Source organism: Pseudomonas fluorescens, from assembly GCF_018614655.1.
Lineage (GTDB): Bacteria > Pseudomonadota > Gammaproteobacteria > Pseudomonadales > Pseudomonadaceae > Aquipseudomonas > Aquipseudomonas fluorescens_BX.
This window is the reverse complement of sequence record NZ_JAGGOG010000001.1, coordinates 102,437-119,610: the sequence shown is the minus strand read 5'-3', so window position 1 is coordinate 119,610 and position 17,174 is coordinate 102,437. Positions and strand designations below refer to the sequence as shown.

At 60.0% G+C, this 17,174-nt stretch carries 15 protein-coding genes; 6 read left to right on the top strand and 9 right to left on the bottom strand.

Going from position 1 to position 17,174, the window contains the following annotated elements:
- Window positions 1-131 precede the first annotated feature (131 nt).
- On the top strand, window positions 132-2,774 hold the full coding sequence (locus J7E41_RS00520) for an MGH1-like glycoside hydrolase domain-containing protein (protein WP_214989460.1): 2,643 nt from the start codon (window positions 132-134) through the stop codon (window positions 2,772-2,774).
- A 44-nt stretch (window positions 2,775-2,818) separates the two neighbouring features.
- Window positions 2,819-3,412, top strand: coding sequence for a hypothetical protein (locus J7E41_RS00515; RefSeq protein WP_214989459.1), 594 nt, complete (start codon window positions 2,819-2,821; stop codon window positions 3,410-3,412).
- 82 nt (window positions 3,413-3,494) lie between these two features.
- Here J7E41_RS00515 and J7E41_RS00510 read toward each other — a convergent pair whose 3' ends face one another.
- Together J7E41_RS00510 and J7E41_RS00505 are read right to left on the bottom strand one after the other, a co-directional pair.
- Complete coding sequence (locus J7E41_RS00510; protein WP_214989458.1) at window positions 3,495-3,809, bottom strand: SCP2 sterol-binding domain-containing protein; 315 nt, start codon at window positions 3,807-3,809, stop codon at window positions 3,495-3,497.
- Between the two features lie 56 nt (window positions 3,810-3,865).
- Window positions 3,866-4,576, bottom strand: a complete 711-nt coding sequence (locus J7E41_RS00505) for a histidine phosphatase family protein (protein ID WP_214989457.1) — start codon at window positions 4,574-4,576, stop codon at window positions 3,866-3,868.
- A 192-nt stretch (window positions 4,577-4,768) separates the two neighbouring features.
- Between J7E41_RS00505 and sohB the strand changes: the two genes are divergently transcribed.
- The gene (gene sohB, locus J7E41_RS00500) at window positions 4,769-5,791 is read left to right on the top strand and encodes a protease SohB (protein ID WP_214989456.1); all 1,023 of its coding nucleotides are present in this window, start codon (window positions 4,769-4,771) and stop codon (window positions 5,789-5,791) included.
- Window positions 5,792-5,994: 203 nt separating this feature from the next.
- Here the strand turns inward: sohB and dhaL are convergent, their stop codons facing one another.
- The 7 genes from dhaL to J7E41_RS00465 all read right to left on the bottom strand — a co-directional run bounded on the left by dhaL (window position 5,995) and on the right by J7E41_RS00465 (window position 13,411).
- Window positions 5,995-6,636 (bottom strand): dihydroxyacetone kinase subunit DhaL, encoded by a 642-nt coding sequence (dhaL, locus tag J7E41_RS00495; protein ID WP_214989455.1) that lies wholly within the window; start codon window positions 6,634-6,636, stop codon window positions 5,995-5,997.
- Window positions 6,637-6,639: 3 nt separating this feature from the next.
- On the bottom strand, window positions 6,640-7,641 hold the full coding sequence (locus J7E41_RS00490; protein WP_214989454.1) for a dihydroxyacetone kinase subunit DhaK: 1,002 nt from the start codon (window positions 7,639-7,641) through the stop codon (window positions 6,640-6,642).
- A 156-nt stretch (window positions 7,642-7,797) separates the two neighbouring features.
- Window positions 7,798-8,907, bottom strand: coding sequence for an MDR/zinc-dependent alcohol dehydrogenase-like family protein (locus tag J7E41_RS00485; RefSeq protein WP_169355112.1), 1,110 nt, complete (start codon window positions 8,905-8,907; stop codon window positions 7,798-7,800).
- Window positions 8,908-8,935: 28 nt separating this feature from the next.
- Window positions 8,936-9,691: an SDR family oxidoreductase gene (locus J7E41_RS00480; RefSeq protein ID WP_214989453.1), complete on the bottom strand. Its 756-nt coding sequence runs from the start codon at window positions 9,689-9,691 to the stop codon at window positions 8,936-8,938.
- Window positions 9,692-9,872: 181 nt separating this feature from the next.
- A complete protein-coding gene (locus J7E41_RS00475; RefSeq protein ID WP_214989452.1) occupies window positions 9,873-10,880 on the bottom strand; it encodes a substrate-binding domain-containing protein in 1,008 nt (335 codons plus the stop codon).
- Between the two features lie 54 nt (window positions 10,881-10,934).
- On the bottom strand, window positions 10,935-11,927 hold the full coding sequence (locus J7E41_RS00470; RefSeq protein WP_155581984.1) for an ABC transporter permease: 993 nt from the start codon (window positions 11,925-11,927) through the stop codon (window positions 10,935-10,937).
- Window positions 11,924-13,411 (bottom strand): sugar ABC transporter ATP-binding protein, encoded by a 1,488-nt coding sequence (locus J7E41_RS00465; RefSeq protein WP_214989451.1) that lies wholly within the window; start codon window positions 13,409-13,411, stop codon window positions 11,924-11,926. The genes J7E41_RS00470 and J7E41_RS00465 overlap by 4 nt, the downstream gene beginning before the upstream one ends.
- A gap of 283 nt (window positions 13,412-13,694) precedes the next feature.
- Between J7E41_RS00465 and rpiB the strand changes: the two genes are divergently transcribed.
- From rpiB to J7E41_RS00450, 3 genes are all read left to right on the top strand, one after another.
- Complete coding sequence (gene rpiB / locus J7E41_RS00460) at window positions 13,695-14,156, top strand: ribose 5-phosphate isomerase B (RefSeq protein WP_214989450.1); 462 nt, start codon at window positions 13,695-13,697, stop codon at window positions 14,154-14,156.
- Between the two features lie 63 nt (window positions 14,157-14,219).
- The gene (locus tag J7E41_RS00455; RefSeq protein WP_169355107.1) at window positions 14,220-15,200 is read left to right on the top strand and encodes a sugar-binding transcriptional regulator; all 981 of its coding nucleotides are present in this window, start codon (window positions 14,220-14,222) and stop codon (window positions 15,198-15,200) included.
- A 415-nt stretch (window positions 15,201-15,615) separates the two neighbouring features.
- Window positions 15,616-17,169 carry a TerC family protein gene (locus J7E41_RS00450; RefSeq protein WP_214989449.1) on the top strand — a complete coding sequence of 518 codons (1,554 nt, stop codon included), beginning with the start codon at window positions 15,616-15,618 and terminating at the stop codon, window positions 17,167-17,169.
- Window positions 17,170-17,174 lie beyond the last annotated feature (5 nt).

The following is a 17,174-nucleotide window of genomic DNA, read 5'->3' as shown; positions in this document are numbered from 1 at the left end:
CTGCTTGCAAACGAAGATTCCTCGGGACTTCATTCTACAAATGAATGCGTGGAACCTATGCGTCTTCATGTGCATCTCACCGTCGATGGGCTCTACACTGGCCCTCACCTCAATGTGCGACGGAAGAATCGATGACGGCCAAGCCTGCGACGAACATTCTGCAAACGATTGAAGGCCAGCGCCTGGCCGCCGAAGACGGTGAGCGCTGGCGCCAATGGGGGCCTTACCTCAGCGAGCGGCAATGGGGCACGGTGCGCGAGGACTACAGTGCCGACGGCGATGCCTGGCGCTACTTTCCCCACGAGCACGCCCGCAGCCGCGCTTACCGTTGGGGTGAGGATGGTCTGGCCGGGTTTTCCGACAAGGCTCAACGCTGGTGCCTGGGCCTGGCGCTGTGGAACGAGCACGACCGGATCCTCAAGGAACGCCTGTTCGGCCTGAACAACGCCGAAGGCAACCACGGCGAAGACGTCAAGGAGTTGTACTTTTTCCTCGATGGCGTCCCCAGCCATGCCTACATGCGCATGCTCTACAAATACCCTCACGCTGCGTTTCCCTACGACGACCTGATCACCGAGAACGCTCGCCGTGGCCTGGAGGATACCGAATACGAAATCCTCGACACCGGGGTCTTCGAAGACAACCGCTACTGTGACGTCAGCGTCGAATACGCCAAGCACCAACCCGACGACGTGTTCATGCGGGTGACCGTGCACAACCGCTCGGATCAAGCGACCCGTTTGCAGGTATTGCCGCAGGTCTGGGCGCGTAACGACTGGAGCTGGACGACCGGCTCGCCCAAGCCGGAATTGCGCCTGGAGGGCGAGCACGTCCTGGCGCGCCATCATGAGCTGGCGGACCGCCATCTCAGCGCCTGGGGTCAGGACGGCGTGGAATGGCTGTTCTGCGAGAACGAAACCAATTTCCCCAAGCTCGATGCCACCCCGGCGCCGGGGCCGTTCAAGGACGGGATCAATGATTATGTCGTAGAGGGCGCGCAGGCGGCGATTAGCCGGGAGGCGGGAACCAAGGTCGCGGCGCGCTTCACCCTTGAATTGGCGGGCCTGGAAAGCAAAGTCCTGTACCTGCGCTTTGCCCCGGTAGATGCACCTCAGATCAATGCCCGAAAGCTGTTCGAACAACGCCGCCAGGAGACCGACGACTTCTACGCCGCCCTGCAACAAGGCATCACTGACGAAGACGCGCGCAATGTACAGCGCCAGGCCCTGGCCGGGTTGCTGTGGTCCAAGCAGCTGTATTACTTCGATGTGAACCAGTGGCTCGACGGTGACCCGGCCCAGCCCGCGCCACCGCCCGAGCGCCTGCATATCCGCAATACCCATTGGCGACACCTGTCCAACTTCGACATTCTGTCCATGCCCGACACCTGGGAATACCCGTGGTACGCATCCTGGGACCAGGGCTTTCAGGCGGTGGCCTTTGCTCTGATCGACCCGGGGTTCGCCAAGCAACAGTTGCTGTTGTTGGTCAAGGATCGCTTCATGCACCCCAATGGCCAGTTGCCGGCTTACGAGTGGCGCTTCGATGACGCCAACCCGCCGGTGCATGCGTGGGCCAGTTGGCGGGTGTATCAGCAAGACAAGGCGCTGACCGGCGTCGGCGACATGGACTTTCTGGAACGGATCTTCCACAAGCTGCTGCTGAATTTTTCCTGGTGGGTCAACCGCAAGGACGCCGAGGGCCGCAACCTGTTCCAGGGCGGGTTCCTGGGGCTGGATAACATTGCCTTGTTCGACCGCTCGGCCGACTTGCCGCCCGGCTATCAACTGGATCAGGCCGACGGCACCGCGTGGGTCGCCGCTTATGCCCTGGACCTGATGCGTATGGCTCTGGAACTGGCCAAGCGCAACGTGGTGTATGTCGACATCGCGGTGAAGTTTTTCGAGCATTTCCTGTACATCGCGGGGGCTATCAACCGGGTCGATGATAGCGCCGAAGGCCTGTGGGATGAGCAGGACCAGTTCTTCTACGACGTGCTGCATCGCCCTGATGGCCAGAGCGAGCCAGTGCGCCTGCGTTCCATCGTCGGCCTGATGCCATTGTTTGCAGTGCTGGTGCTGGAACAGCGTGAGCACGAGGGATTGGAAGGCTTGCGTGAGCGCTTGGTGGGCTTTATGAAACACCGGCCGGACCTGGCGAAGCTGGTCTCACGCTGGAATGAACCGGGGCAGGGCAATCGCCTGTTGCTGGCGCTGTTGCGCGGTGAGCGCACCAAGGACTTGCTCAAGCGTATGCTCGATGACGCGGAGTTCCTTTCGGCCTTTGGCGTGCGTTCGCTGTCCAAGGCTTATGCCGAGCATCCCTTGGCGCTGAAGATGAACGGGAATACCTTGTGCGCCCGCTATACGCCTGCGGAATCCGATTCACGCTTGTACGGCGGCAATTCCAATTGGCGCGGGCCGTTATGGATGCCGGTCAACTACATGCTGATTGAGTCGCTGCGGGAATTTCACCGGTACTACGATGAAAATTTCTCGGTGGAGTACCCCACCGGCAGCGGTTACCTGTCGTCACTGGAAGAAGTGGCCGACAGCCTCAGCCAACGCCTGACCCGGCTGTTTTTGCGGGATGAAAATGGTCTGCGGCCGTCCATGGCGGGTTACCCGCAATTGGAGGCGGACCCGGCCAGTCGCGATCTGGTGCTGTTCCATGAGTATTTTCATGGTGACACCGGACGTGGGCTCGGGGCTTCGCACCAGACGGGGTGGAGTGCGTTGGTGGCGTTGTTGTTGAATGTTCCGTCGAAGGCTTGAATCGGGTAAATTCGCCGCCCCCGACTCTTACAAGGATGTAGAACATGGCGAATGCTACCACCGCGTTAAGCCCTGCCAAACTTCTGGGCGCCTTGCTGATTACCACCAGTGTCTTTGTGACTGGCCTGTATTCTCCAAGCAGTAGCGCAGCGTCGATGATGGTGTATTGCATACGGTGCCAGGAGGATAGTGTCGATGCGACGAAGTGGGTCCGAAATGGCATGTATCGTCTCGCCACAAGCACTGCTCCTGATTCAGAGCAGAAGATGATCCGCAACAAACCTGTGGTTTTTACCGCCGACGACAATGACCCACTGATCGAAGAAACCATACGCGCGATGGACATCGTGGGTGAAAAGGGCGATTCCGCTGTGCTGCAAGCACAGTGGCCCAACCTGACCCGCCGAGTGCGTTACTCGTACAGTATCTTTATGACTTCCGATCAGCTCGTGGACTTCTATGAGGTGTATGTGCGAGTTGGCCGCAATAAGTATGTGATTGTGATTGGTCGGGATGTGGCGTCCGGGGAATTCATGGTGAGGTCGGGTGAGGGGCGACTGATCAACAGGTATGGTACGGAGGGAAAACCACGGGATTTAGAGCAGTTTAAAAAAATCGAAACTGCCGCTGACCGCTGACCGCCTGCCTTGGGCCTGAAACGACAAATCCCGCCATAAGGCGGGATTTGTCGTTTTAAAGCGTGCTTCGCAACCAGGCTTATCAGGCCGGGAACAGTTCGCTCAGCTTCATCGCCAGCATCATGTCGCCTTCGGTGCGCAGTTTGCCGCCCATGAAGGCCTGCATGCCGTCGGTGGAACCGTCAACGATGCCTTTCATGGTTTCGCCATCCATGACCAGGGTCACTTGGGCGTCAGGGTTTTCGCCTTCCAGCAGTTCGCAGGTCTTGTCTTTGACCACCAGCGAGAAGTTCTGGGTGTCGTCGATACGGAAACCGAACACCAGGTCCAGGCCTTCGGCAGCGGCTGGGTTGAATTTGGCTTTCATTGCTTCTACGGCTTTAGCTACGTCAGTCATGGTTTCGGTCCTTTATGGGTGAGTCCAGTGACCTTGGGGTCACGGTTGGCCGCAATTCATCGGAAAGTGATGAGCTGCGGCGCCTTCAACAGTTGCAAGTGGGTATGACTGTTGAAGGAAGCCAGTGCCACCTCGCGACCACGGAACTTCAGTTGGTTGAGCGAGGTGTTAACAATTTGCCAGTTCAGTTCGAAGGCCTGGGCGGCAGGCATCCGGGTAATCAGGTGGAGCAGGGCGGTGATGGTCCCGCCGGAGGTAAATACAGCGATTTTGTCACTGTTATCGGCGGCTTCAAGGATGCGTTGCAAGCCACCCTGGACACGCTCGACAAACCCCAGCCAGCTTTCCAGGCCTGGTGGATCATACGTGCCGGCGAGCCAGCGTTCGACGATCAGGGCGAAGATGCGCTGGAATTCGCTGCGGTTTTGCGCGGCATTACGCAGGATGTCCAGGGCTTCAGGTTCGCTGTTGAGCAAGTCGGGGAGCAGGGCGCGGATGATCGCGTCGGCATCGAATTCGTTGAAGGCGCTGTCGATCTCCAGGGTAGGCGCCGGCAGACCCAGAGCGCTGTATTGTTCGAACGCGGCGGTAGCGGTGTGTTGCTGCCGACGCAGGTCGCCTGACACGCAACGGTCGAAGGTCAGACCCAGTTGTGCCAGGTGGTTGCCGAGGACTTGCGCCTGTTCCACGCCGATGGGCGACAACACGTCGTAGTCGTCTGCACCGAAGGAGGCCTGGCCATGTCGAATCAAATAGATGCTGCCCACGTCCGTTTTCCCGGTACGTTGAAAGTCTGGCGAGGTTATGAGGATGCCGGGAAGCTGTCAATGAAAAAACATACGCTTGTTTTAAAAGATCGTTAGAGCTTTGCTGCTGGCGGTTTGATCACTGGCTCACCGGCAGTCCCGTCGGTATGCTTGGGCAATCCGCGCCTGGCGCACCGCATGTGAAGGAGTCTTATGGAGTTTCTGGCTGAGTACGCAAGTTTTTTGGCTAAAACGGTCACCCTGGTGGTCGCCATTCTGGTGGTCCTGATCAGCTTTGCAGCGTTGCGCAGCAAAGGCCGTCGCAAGGCGGCAGGTCAGTTGCAGGTCAGCAAGCTCAATGATTTCTACAAAGGGTTGCGTGAGCGCCTGGAGCAGACCTTGCTGGACAAGGATCAGCTCAAGGCCCTGCGCAAGTCTGAAAGCAAGACCGAGAAGAAGAGCAAGAAAAAGCCCGAGGCCAAGCCACGGATCTTCGTGCTGGATTTCGACGGCGATATCAAGGCGTCGGCCACTGAAAGCCTGCGTCACGAAATCACTGCGCTGCTGAGCCTGGCCACGCCCAAGGATGAAGTGGTGCTGCGCCTGGAAAGCGGCGGCGGCATGGTCCACAGCTACGGCCTGGCGTCTTCGCAACTGGCGCGTATCCGCCAGGCGGGCGTACCGCTGACGGTGTGCATTGACAAGGTCGCGGCCAGCGGCGGCTACATGATGGCGTGCATCGGCGAGAAAATTATCAGCGCGCCGTTCGCCATCCTTGGTTCCATTGGCGTGGTTGCCCAGTTGCCTAACGTCAACCGTCTGCTGAAAAAGCATGACATCGACTTTGAAGTGCTGACTGCCGGTGAGTACAAACGCACCCTGACGGTGTTTGGCGAAAACACCGAGAAGGGTCGGGAGAAGTTCCAGGAAGACCTGGACATCACCCATCAACTGTTCAAGAACTTCGTGTCCCGCTACCGTCCGCAATTGGCCATTGACGAAGTGGCCACCGGCGAAGTCTGGCTTGGTGTTGCCGCGCTGGACAAGCAACTGGTGGACGAACTGCAAACCAGCGACGAATACCTGGCCGCCAAGGCCAAGACCGCCGAGCTGTACCACCTGCACTATGCCGAGCGCAAAAGCCTGCAAGAGCGGGTTGGCCTGGCAGCCAGCGGTTCGGTGGACCGGGTGCTGTTGGCCTGGTGGAGCCGCTTGACCCAGCAGCGGTTCTGGTAACAAAACCACTGGCTTGTGAAGATCAAAAGGTCGAGCGAATACGGTTGTAGCCGTTGCCGAGCTACAGGTTGGGGCAGCGCAAACGATCACCTGTAGCCGCTGGCGCAGCCTGCGATCGGTTGCGAAGCAGCCGCGGGATCTTGAAGGTCCTGCGGCCCTTATCGCAGCCTCGTGCCTCGACAGCGGCTACAACGGGTCGGTATCTACAGGCGCGATTGCACGGAGTCCGCCAGCCGGGTCAGGATCAAGCAGCACGACACCGCCCCCGCATCCAGCACCCCCAGCGAACGCTCCCCCAAGCGGCTGGCCCGGCCGATTTTTGCCATCAGATCCTTGGTCGAATCACGCCCCTGCGAGGCCGCGCTTTTCATTGCCTCCAGCGCATCATTGAACGAAGCACCCGACGCGTTGGCTTGCTCAAACGCCTCCACCGCCGGAATCAGGGTGTCCATCAAACACTTGTCACCCACACCCGCTTCGGTGATGTCCTGCAAGGACGTGAGGCCGCCCCGCAACAAGTGAGCAAAGATGGCGGCATCAATCTCGTCGCTGCCGCGCACCTCATCCGCCATGCCAATAAACAGGCTGCCATACAGCGGCCCCATGGAACCGCCGATGCCTTCCATCAAGCTCAAGGTCAGCTCGTCCAGGGCTTCGGCCAGGGTCAGTTGGCGGCCTTCAATCGTGCGGCCGCAATGGGCAAAACCCTTGGCCATGTTGATGCCGTGGTCACCGTCACCGATGGCGCCGTCGACTTCACTCAAATAGTCGCGGTTGGCGACAATCACGCTCACCAGGTCAGCGACGATGGCGCTGCCGTCATGGGTGGAGAAATACTGGCTCATGGTTCACTCCGCCTGGGTCATGCCGATGGAACGGCAAGGTTGGTCGATCAGGGTTTTCAGCTCGGCATCCAGGCCCAGCAGGGTCAAGGTCACGCCCATCATCTCAAGGGAAGTGAAGTAGTTACCGACGTAGCAGCGATGGATTTTCAGCCCTTTGGCCTTGAGCTGCTGCTCGACTTCGGCGTAGAAAATGTACAGCTCCATCACTGGCGTTGCGCCCAGGCCCGAGACCAGCACCACCACGCTGTCGTCCTGGCTGAAATCACGGTCGGCGAGAATCGGCGCCAGCATCCGTTCGGCCATGGCCGCGGCGGACTCGATGGGGATCACTTCAATGCCCGGCTCGCCGTGATGGCCGATGCCCAGTTCCATCTGGCCGTCCGGAATCTGGAAGTTCGGCTTGCCCACCGCCGCAATGGTGCAGGGCGTAAGGCCGATGCCGATGGAGCGGCAGTTGTCGACGGCTTTTTGAGCGACACGAATCACTCCGTCCAGGTCGTAATGCTGCGCGGCAGCGGCACCGCCGACTTTCCACATGAAGATTTCCCCGGCCACGCCACGACGCTTGGCGATGTCGGCTTTAGGCGCCGAAGCCACGTCGTCGTTGGCGACCACGGTACGGATCTGCATGTCTTTGCTGGCGGCCATTTTCATCGCCAGCTTCACGTTCATATTGTCGCCGGCATAGTTGCCGTACAGGCACGCCACACCGGCCCCATGGTCGGCTGCGCGGAAGGCGTCGAAGAAACTCTTGGCGGTGGGCGAGGAAAAAATCTCGCCGACGGCCACAGCGTCCACCAGGCCTGGGCCGACATAGCCGAGAAAGGCAGGTTCATGGCCGGAACCGCCGCCGGTGACGATACCCACCTGGCCCTGACGGGAAGGCTTGGCCTTACTGATGACCCGGGGGTTGGTGCCGCTTTGGCACAGCTCTGGATGGGCGACCAGAATGCCGCGCAGCATATCCTCGACCACTTGGTCCGGATCATTGATCACTCGATTCATAACGCGATTTCCTGTGTTCTTGTTTTGATCGTCTGTAGGAGCGAGCTTGCTCGCGAAGAACGTCAACGATAACGTGTGTATTCAGGGTAAACGCGGTGCCTGTGCGTTCTTCGCAAGCAAGCTCGCTCCTACAGTGAAAGCGGTTTGGTGGTGTTATCAGGGTTCGAGCACGACTTTAAGGGACTTGTCCCCACGCTCCATCACCGCAAATGCCTCCTTGAAATCCGCCAGCGCAAATTTGTGGGTCACCACGTCGCGCATGTCGATTTTGCGGTTGCCGATAAAATCGATGGCCCGGGGGTACATGTACGGTCCCAGGTGCGAGCCCAGCACGTCCAGTTCCTTGCGGTCGCCGATGATCGACCAATCTACCGTGGCCTCGTCGTTGAAGACGCTGAACTCCACGAAACGCCCCAGTTTGCGCAGCATCGCCAGGCCCTGGTTGACCGCCTTGTGGTGCCCTGTGGCTTCGATATAGATATCGCAGCCGTAACCGTCGGTGATCTCGCGAATCTTCGCCATCACATCGACTTCGGCCGGGTTCCACACTTCATCGGCGCCCATGCGCAGGGCGAGGGCGGCTCGCTCGGGTTTCATGTCGAGGACAATGAGTTTTTTCGGGTTGCGCATGCGTACCGCACCGATGATCCCCAGGCCCAGGGTGCCGGCACCGGCAACCACCACGATGTCATCAAAATCGACATTGGCCCGTTCGGCGGCGTGCAGCGAGCAGGCCAGCGGTTCGATCAGGATCGCTTCGTCCGGGGCAATCGAGTCCGGCACTTTATGGACGATGCCTTCCTTGGTGAAAATCATGTATTGGGCCATGGCGCCCTGGACGTTGTTCTGGAAGCCGTAGAGGTCGTGTTTCTGGCACATCCAGTACTGGCCGTGGTTGCAGAAGCGGCAACCCCAGCACGGTACGATCTGTTCGGAAATCACTCGATCACCGACCTTCACTCCGCGCTTTTCGGCGCCCGGGCCGAGAGCGACTACGCGGCAGACAAACTCATGGCCGGGGATCATCGGCGGCTTGACGTAGCGTGGCTGCTCGGCGTCGCCCCAGAACGACGGCGCGCCACGGTAGGTCTTGATATCGCCCATGCAGATGCCGCACAGCTCGACCTTGGTAAGGATTTCTTCGGGGCCGGGTGTCGGCACGTCGACGGTTTCCAGGCGGTAGTCTTCGGGGCCATGGCACACCACGGCTTGCATGGTCTTGGGGATGATGGGCGACAGTTGTTCGGCAGTGCGTTCGGTGGACATGACGATAAACCTCACGACAAAAGATGAATTACTGAATGCTGTAGCCGCCGTCGATCACCACGTTTTCGCCGGTGATCATCTTGGCGGCATCGCTGAGCAGGTACAGCGCCAGCCCGGCGATTTCTTCCGGCTGGGCGAAGCGGCCCGCCGGGATCTGCAATTTGGCCCGCTCGCCCAACTCACCTGCCCAGGCCTTCTTGCCCAGGGCGGTCTCGACGATGGTGGGGGAGATGGCGTTGACGTTGATGTGCGGCGCCCATTCCATGGCCAACACCTTGGTCATGCCGACGATGGCCGCCTTGCTCGCGCAATAGGCGACGTGGCGGTCAAGGCCGATCACCGCCGCCTGGGAGGCCAGGTTGATAATGCGACCACTGCCTTGGGCAAGCATGTGCCGCGCGCAGGCCTGGGCCACGAAAAAGCTGGCCTTGAGGTTGATGTCGAGGGTGGTGTCCCAGGCGTTTTCGCTGACGTCCAGGGCCTTGTCCAGTAGGGCGACACCGGCACTGTTGACCAGGTAATCCAGGCGCTTGAAGTGTTCGAAGACGTAGTCGACGGTACTCTGCACCTGATCGAGTTGGCGCAGGTCCACGGCAATGCCGATGTTCCCGGCACCGAGGCTGGCGGCGACGTCGGCCACGGCCGGGTCACGGTCGAGCAAGGCGACCCGCGCCCCACGTTCCACCAACAGGCTGGCACAGGCCAGACCGATCCCGGCGGCCCCGCCGGTGATCACGGCGCAGCGGCCGGTGAGGTCGAAGGCCTGATTCCAGAATCCAGACATTGGGTTGACTCCATTTTCTCAGGACGGTGGAGATCAAATGTGGGAGCGGCGGTGCGACGATTCGACTTGCTCGCGAAAGCGGTGTGTCAGACAGTGCATCAGTTACTGATCCACCGCTTTCGCGAGCAAGTCGAATCGTCGCACCGCCGCTCCCACACTTGACCGTATTTCAAGTCAAAACTTACTTACCACCACTGACTTGCTGATACAGCGCATCCGCATTGGCATTGGTCACCGGTACCCACGGCAGGATGTAGTTCTTGGCGGTGCCATCGCCCCACTTCACGTCTTTCGCGTAGCGTTCCCAGATCACCGACTTCGGCTTGTAATCCTCGCCGGCCAGGGCGCGCAGGGCCACATCGAGAGCCCCCTGGGACTGGGCCTGGGCATCTTGCAGGAACGTCGTGACTTCATCTTTTTTCGCTGCCTGGATCGCATCCGGCATGCCGTCGATGGAGGTCACCGGTACATCCTTGGACGACAAACCGTGGGACTTCAGTGCCTGCACGGCACCCAGGGCCATGTCGTCGTTCTGCGCGATCACACCGTTGATGCCTTTGGGGTGGGCGTTCAGCCAGTCTTCGGTCAAGGTCAGGGCCTGGGCGCGGTCCCAGTTGGCGGTCTTTTTCTCGATGATCTTGATATCCGGGTGCTTGTTCAGCACTTCCATCTCGCCCTTTTCCCGGTCGATCTGTGCCGACTGGCCGATCGGGCCCTGGATGATCACTACGTTGCCGCGACCCTTGAGTTTGTCGACCATGGCCTGGGCCTGTAGGCGACCACCTTCCACATCGTCGTTGCCCACGTAAGGTACGTTGGCGTCGGCCACCTTGGCGTTGGAAGCGATGACCACCACGTCGTTACTCATGGCCGCCTTCACGGTGCCAACCCCGGCCTTGGTGTCGATGGGCACAAAGAGGATGGCGTCGTAGTGCTGGGTGACCATGTTTTCAATCTGGTTGTTCTGGGTCAGCGCGTCGTAGTTGCCGTCGAACACGGTCAACTGCACGGTGCCGTCTTTGACCGCCGGGTGTTCCTTCAACTCGCGGACCCAGTTCTGCATGAACTGGCCTTTGAGCCCGTACACTGCGGCGCCGATCTTGTAGGTCTTGCCATCGGCGGCCAGGGCGATGCTGCTGGCGAGCAGGGAGAGTGCCGCGACGGCGGCTAAGGTTGTACCCAATTTCATGATGAGAACTCCGGTTATTGTTATGGTCGTTCAGTTCGGTTCAGAGCACAGGGACTAGCGTTTTTTCTTGCGCCACACGTCAATCAGTACGGCGAGTACGATGATCAGGCCCTTGGCGACCTGCTGGTAATAGGAGGACACGCCGAGCAGGTTCAGGCCGTTGTTGATCACCCCGATCAACAGGGCGCCGAACAGCGTGCCGACGATGCTGCCGGTGCCGCCGGAGAGGCTGGTGCCACCGATGACTACGGCGGCGATGGCATCCAGTTCATAGGACATACCGGCCTGGGGCAGGGCGGAGGTGGTGCGTGCTGACAGCACCACGCCGGCCAACCCAGCGAGCAGCCCGGACACCACGTACACCGAAAACATCACTTTGCGCACGCCGATCCCCGAGGTGCGTGCGCTCTTCTCATTGCCGCCCACCGCATACACGTAACGGCCGTAGGTGGTGTAGCGCAGCACCATCCAGAAAATCAGCGCGACCACCGCGAAGATGATGATCGGCACGCCAATCGGGCCGATTTTGCCAATGCCCAGCGCCAGATAGGCGTCGGGCAGGTCGGTGACCGGACTGCCGTCGTTAAGAATAAAGGTCATGCCCCTGGCCACACTCAACATGCCGAGGGTGGCGACAAAGGGTGGGATCGACAGGTTGGCGACCATGAACCCGTTGACCACCCCGAGCATGGCGCCGGCAAACATCCCGGCACTCACCGCCGCCAGCAGGCCGTAGCCCTGGGTCGCGACCATCGCGCTGCACAGCCCGGCAAAAGCCAGGATCGAGCCCACTGACAGGTCGATGCCCTTGGTCAAGATCACATAGGTCATGCCCACGGCGAGAATGCCGTTGATGGAGGTCTGGCGCAGGATGTCCATCCAGTTGCGCCAGGTCATGAAGTATTCGCTGGAAAACGCCATCACCACGCACAGCAGGATAAACACCAGCGGCAGGCCGAAGCGGTCGAGGGACAGGCGCAGGCGACTGCGCGGTGCCGCCTTGACGGGGGCGGCGACAGGTGTGGACAGGGTTGTTTTGGCGTTCATGAGGCAAGACTCAACAAGGCTTCCTGGGAAAGGGCGGTGTCAGTGCTGATGGTCACCAGCCGACCGCCCTTGAAGACAGCGATTCGATCGCTCAGATGCAGCAGTTCCGGTGCTTCCGACGACACCACAATGGCCGCGCCGCCGGCGCGCACGAATTGGTCCAGCAGGTGATAGATCTCCTGCTTGGCGCCTTCATCAATGCCGCGTGTCGGCTCGTCGCAGAGCAGGCAGATCGGCTGGGTCGAGAGGCATTTGGCGAGCACCACTTTCTGCTGGTTGCCGCCGCTCATGGATTCCACCGGCAGTTCCAGGGACGTGGTCTTGATCTGCAGGCGCTTGACCATGTCCTGAGCCAGTTGGTTTTCCTTGCGGGCATTGATCAGCGACCAACTCGACAACTGCTTGTAGGCCGACAGCGCAATGTTGGAGAGGATGCTGCCACTGAGCACCAGGCCGCTGTCTTTGCGGTCTTCGGTGACCAGGGACATGCCGGCGCGAATGGTGGCCTTGGGCAGGCCGATGGGCATCGGCTTGCCTTGCAGGGTGACGCTGCCGGAGTCCGGTGTGGTCAGGCCGTAAATGCAGTTGAGAAATTCGCTGCGCCCCGAGCCCATGAGGCCATAGATGCCCAAAATTTCGCCCTGGCGCAGTTGCAGGCTGATGTCCTGGAACTCGCCGGCACGGCTCAGGCTGTCCACGTCCAGGCAGCACTCGGCCGCACATTCGCGGCCGACCTTGTGATCGATCCGCGTCAGTTCCTGGCCAACGATGCCGCGCACCAAGTGGGCACGGTCGATATCGGCCATGCGTCCGGTTTCGACGAAGGCGCCATCGCGGAAGATGCTGTAGTCGTCGGCGATCTGCGCCAGTTCGCTGAGGCGATGGGACACATACACGATGCCGGCGCCACGGGCCGTCAGGCGGCGGATGGCCTTGAACAGGGTTTCCGCTTCGCGCTCGCCGATGGCGGAGGTGGGCTCATCCATGATCATCACCTGGCAGTCATGGCTGAACGCCTTGGCGATTTCCACCAGCTGGATCTGCGCCACGCTCAGGCGGTGCATGGGGCTGGTGGCGTCGACGTCGAACTCCAGGCTTTCCAGCAATTCCCGAGTGCGGCGGTTCAGTTCCTTGCTGTCGACGATGCAACCGGCGCGGCGCGGTTCGCGGCCCAGCCAGATGTTTTCGGCGACGGTCATGTAGGGAATCGGCTCCAGCTCCTGGGTGATCATCGCGATCCCCGATGCCAGGGCCTCGCTGGGCCGATGGAAGTGTACGGGCGAACCGTTGAGCAGGATGGTACCGGCATCACGCGCCGTGATGCCCATCAGGATGCTGAGAAACGTTGATTTGCCTGCGCCATTGCCGCCGCACAGGGCGTGGACGCTGCCGGCCCGCAGAGAAAGGCGCCCGTCACGCAGGGCAGGGATCCCGGCGTAGGCCTTGGCGACGTGTTCAGCCTGGAGCAGTAATGGCGTGGCCATCGGCGTGTCCTCGTGCTGTGAATTCTTATTAGGTCGCACAGTCATGTTTCACTGTGAGCATATGTGTATCAAATGAAATTCTGATCAGTCAATCTCTTTCATGGAAAAGATGTAAACGCGTCAGTTTGCGCAAATCACGGCCTTTTAGAGGGCTTTGACTGGTGAGTCAGTTAAATCTTGCTTGACAGGGGGAGGTGAATATCTGAGAAATAGCTGATACAAATTTCACTGAGTGATCATTTGATCAGTCTTAAGCACGACCACGGCAGCGGAGCCAGACGCCATGAACACACCCTTCCCGGTGGCTATCGGATGCGATGAAGCGGGTTACGAGCTCAAAGAAGTGTTGAAGCGCCATATCGAAGCGCTGGGCTATCCGGTGACCGACTTTGGTACCCATTCCACGGCGCCGGTGCTGTACCCGGACATCGCCCTGGCGGTGGCCACCGCGATCAATGCCGGGCAACAGCGGCTGGGGGTATTGGTGTGTGGCACGGGGATTGGCATGGCCATTTCGGCCAACAAGGTCCTGGGGATTCGTGCGGCCCAGGCCCATGACACGTATTCGGCGGAGCGGGCACGCAAGAGCAACGATGCGCAGATCCTGTCCATCGGCGCGCGGGTGATCGGCGCGGAACTGGCGAAAAGCATCGTCAAGTCGTTCCTGGAATCGGAGTTCGAGGCGGCGCGTTCCGGGGCCAAAGTCGACCGTATCAACGCGATCGAGCGTGACGGGCATCAGTAGTGGACGTGACGGGTCTATAGTCGGGAGAATGCGCCTTTGACGCCGAAACGGAAGCCCGTGCCCATGAGTGACAGTACCCAGCGCATTGCCAGCGATATCGATCTGATGACCGAAGTGGCGATGCTCTATTACCTTGAGAACGTCACTCAGGAAGCCATCGCCAAGCGCTTCGACCTGTCTCGGGCAAAAGTCAGCCGTTTGCTCAAGCGTGCACGGGATGAAGGGATTGTCGAAGTTCGGGTGTTACAGCACCCGGCGATGAATAACGAGCTGGAGCAGGCGCTGGTGGAGCGCTTCCAGCTGGATCGCGCGCTGATTGCGGTCGACCACAGTGACCCTGACACCCAGCGTTCGGCCGTCGCCAGCCTGGTGGCCAACTACCTGAACAAGACCTTGAGCGACGGCATGATCGTCGCCGTGGGCATGGGTCGTAACGTCGGCGCGGTGGCCGACAACGTGTTCTTGCCGGTGACCCGCAACTGCACGTTTGTCTGCGCCATTGGTGGTTCGCTCAAGGCCGGCGAATACATGAACCCCGACCATATTTGCCGGCGCCTGGCCCTGCGCTTTGGCGGCGAGAGTGAAAGTTTGTACGCCCCGGCGCTGGTGGCCAACCCGGAACTGCGCGGGGTGTTGATCAGCAACGACACCGTACGGTCCACCCTGGACCGCGCCCGTCGCGCCGACATGGCGTTGATCGGCATTGGTGACATGAGCGAAAACAGCAACATGGTGCGCATGGGCTGGTTTTCACCCCAAGAGATTGCCCAGGCCCGATTGTCCGGCACCGTGGGTGACATGATGGGTTATGACTTCATTGATATTCACGGCCAACCGGCGATCAACGCTATTCAGGGGCGGGTGATCGGCTTGACCGTGCAGGAGTTGTTTCGGATTCCGGATGTGGTGGCGATTGCCAGTGAAAACACCAAGGCGGCGGCGACGTTGGGCGCGCTGCGCTCCGGTGTGATCAACACCCTGGCGACCACCGTGACCAATGCCCACACCATCCTGGCCCTGGATGATGCCACCCGCAAAAACTGACACACCATCGATCAAAATGTGGGAGCGGGCTTGTGTGGGAGCGGGCTTGCTCGCGAATACGGAGTGTCAGGCAAATAGATATCAACTGATCCACCGCCTTCGCGAGCAAGCCCGCTCCCACACAAGCCCGCTCCCACATTGGATTAGTGGTATTTGATGGATTGGTGGGGGTACAGATCTTGTAATAGTTTTGCGTTGTAGGGAATTTGCCTTTCGCCTGTACGATTCAAGTCCTTTTCCCGCTACAGGACTTGCATGAACACCCTCTCGGAGCCTCCCAGTCGTCTTTCCCCAAGACATTTGCTGCTGTTCCCGCTGAAACATCCCGTATTTCGACTGCTAACCTTTTTCCGGTCTCCTGACCGTGCCTTGCCGTGCCCGGCATTCTGAAAACTTTTAAAGAGACGACATTGATATGGAATGGTTAGCGGATCCCACGGCCTGGCTCGGCCTATTGACGTTGATTGTGCTGGAGCTGGTGCTGGGCATCGACAACCTGGTGTTTATCGCGATCCTGGCGGACAAGTTGCCGCCGGAGCAGCGCGACCGTGCGCGGCTGATCGGTTTGTCCCTGGCCTTGCTGATGCGCCTGGGCCTGTTGGCGAGTATTTCCTGGCTGGTGACCCTGACCCAGCCGTTGTTTGAGGTGTTCGACAAGAGCTTCTCCGGTCGAGACCTGATCATGCTGTTTGGTGGTGTGTTCTTGCTGTTCAAGGCCACTATGGAGTTGCATGAGCGTCTCGAAGGCCATGTCAGCCAGCGCACCGGCAATGTCGCCTATGCGATGTTCTGGCCAATCGTGGCGCAGATCGTGGTGCTGGACGCGGTGTTCTCCCTCGACGCGGTGATTACCGCCGTGGGCATGGTGGATGAGTTGGCAGTGATGATGATCGCCGTGATCATTTCCATCGGCCTGATGATCATCGCCAGCAAGCCGCTGACGCGCTTCGTCAATGCGCACCCGACGGTGATCATGCTGTGCCTGGGCTTCCTGATGATGATCGGTTTCGCCCTGACCGCCGAAGGCTTGGGCTTCCATATTCCGAAGGGTTACCTGTACGCGGCCATTGGTTTCTCGATCCTGATCGAGGTGTTTAACCAGATTGCCCGGGCGCGCCGCAAGAAATCGGCCCAGGGCGCGCTGCCGATGCGTGAGCGTACGGCGCATGCTGTGATGCGTCTGCTGGGTGGCCGGAGCCTGGCGGTGGAAGAGGTGAGTGAAGAGGTGGCCGACCTGCTGGGTGAAACGGATGCCAGCCAAGGTCCGCTGTTCGACCGTCGCGAGCGCGTGATGATCAGCGGCGTGCTGCAATTGGCCGAGCGGCCGATCCGTAGCCTGATGACACCGCGTGCGAACGTCGACACCATCGACCTGGCGGACGATGCAGACACGATTCGCCTGAAGCTGATGTACTCTTCCTATTCGCGCCTGCCGCTGATCCGCAATGGCGTGATCGATGAGCCGCTGGGCTTTGTGCACAAGAAAGAACTGCTCAAGGAATACTTGGCCGGTAATGAGCCCGACCTTGAGCTCCTGGCTCGCCGCGCGGTCAATCTGCTGGAGAGTTTTTCGATCCTCAATGCCCTGGAGCAGATGCGTCAGGCGTCGACCCACATTGCGTTTGTGATCAACGAATTTGGTGATTTCATGGGTGTATTGAGCATGACTGACATCCTCGAATCCATCGCCGGCGAGTTGCCGGACGCCAGTGAAATCGACGGGCCGGATATCATTGAAGAAGGCGGTGGATTCAGGGTCAGTGGCGCCTTGAATCTCAATCTGATCCGTCAGCGCACCGGCTTCAAGGCCGTGGAGACCGAGGATTACCAGACATTGGCCGGGCTGGTCATGAGCTTGCTGGACCGTCTCCCGGTGGTGGGCGACAGCCTGGAGCACGAAGGCTGGCACCTGACCGTGGCGGCGGTGGAAGAGCGGCGGGTGACGCAGGTGCTGCTGCGTCGCGGCTGATAACT

Coding starts and splice junctions, on each gene's coding strand:
- J7E41_RS00515 (WP_214989459.1), top strand. CDS start 2,819: ATGGCGAATGCTACCACCGCGTTAAGCCCTGCCAAACTTCTGGGCGCC.
- J7E41_RS00510 (WP_214989458.1), bottom strand. CDS start 3,809: ATGACTGACGTAGCTAAAGCCGTAGAAGCAATGAAAGCCAAATTCAAC.
- J7E41_RS00455 (WP_169355107.1), top strand. CDS start 14,220: ATGAGTGACAGTACCCAGCGCATTGCCAGCGATATCGATCTGATGACC.
- sohB (WP_214989456.1), top strand. CDS start 4,769: ATGGAGTTTCTGGCTGAGTACGCAAGTTTTTTGGCTAAAACGGTCACC.
- J7E41_RS00465 (WP_214989451.1), bottom strand. CDS start 13,411: ATGGCCACGCCATTACTGCTCCAGGCTGAACACGTCGCCAAGGCCTAC.
- J7E41_RS00520 (WP_214989460.1), top strand. CDS start 132: ATGACGGCCAAGCCTGCGACGAACATTCTGCAAACGATTGAAGGCCAG.
- J7E41_RS00480 (WP_214989453.1), bottom strand. CDS start 9,691: ATGTCTGGATTCTGGAATCAGGCCTTCGACCTCACCGGCCGCTGCGCC.
- rpiB (WP_214989450.1), top strand. CDS start 13,695: ATGAACACACCCTTCCCGGTGGCTATCGGATGCGATGAAGCGGGTTAC.
- J7E41_RS00470 (WP_155581984.1), bottom strand. CDS start 11,927: ATGAACGCCAAAACAACCCTGTCCACACCTGTCGCCGCCCCCGTCAAG.
- J7E41_RS00485 (WP_169355112.1), bottom strand. CDS start 8,907: ATGTCCACCGAACGCACTGCCGAACAACTGTCGCCCATCATCCCCAAG.
- J7E41_RS00475 (WP_214989452.1), bottom strand. CDS start 10,880: ATGAAATTGGGTACAACCTTAGCCGCCGTCGCGGCACTCTCCCTGCTC.
- J7E41_RS00490 (WP_214989454.1), bottom strand. CDS start 7,641: ATGAATCGAGTGATCAATGATCCGGACCAAGTGGTCGAGGATATGCTG.
- dhaL (WP_214989455.1), bottom strand. CDS start 6,636: ATGAGCCAGTATTTCTCCACCCATGACGGCAGCGCCATCGTCGCTGAC.
- J7E41_RS00450 (WP_214989449.1), top strand. CDS start 15,616: ATGGAATGGTTAGCGGATCCCACGGCCTGGCTCGGCCTATTGACGTTG.